The organism is Acidovorax sp. GW823-FHT02H02, from assembly GCF_058797075.1.
In genome coordinates this window covers 1-573 of sequence record NZ_JBXAJH010000054.1, presented here as the reverse complement: position 1 = coordinate 573, position 573 = coordinate 1, and the positions used below count along the sequence as shown (strand labels likewise).

At 61.6% G+C, this 573-nt stretch carries 1 pseudogene; it reads right to left on the bottom strand.

Going from position 1 to position 573, the window contains the following annotated elements:
* Nucleotides 1-573, bottom strand: a pseudogene (locus AC1RDS_RS21005) (DNA-binding protein); the annotation flags it as partial.

The window sequence follows — 573 nt, the reverse complement described above, 5'->3', positions numbered from 1 at the left end:
GTTCGAGGCGTTGAGTTGCTTGACGGCCGCCTCCTGCTCAACCAGGCGCCGACCCAACTCCTCGGTGCGCCGTTGTGAAAACCCAAGTTCATCCTTGAGCGGCCGCAGGCTCCGCAGCTCTTCCTGGAGCTGGTGCAGATCGCCCTGGGCACGGGATAGATCACCCAACAAGCGCGCGTTTTCCTGAAGGGTGTGGACGGCTTGCTGCTGCTTGGTTGCCAAGGCTTCATTCACGGTGCGCAACTCAGCCTGCAGGTACTGCACCTGCTGCTCATGCTTGCGCTGGTCCTGATCGCGCTGCTCTTTGGTGGACTGCCGGAAATGCTCCAGTGCCTGGCGGGCATGCTGGTGCTTTTCCTCCAGGGATTGCCGGTGGCGTTCTTCGGCCTCGATGCGCTCCTGCAGATCGACTACCTGTTGCGTGAGTTGTGTGCCTTCCAGGATCTTGCCGCGCAGTGACTCGCTGGTTTTTGCATGGGCTGCTTTTTCATCGGCCAACGCCCGCTGGGTTTGTTCCAGTTGCTGGCGGGCGGACTGGGCCTCGGTATTTAGGGCCGCGGCGGCGTGCTGATA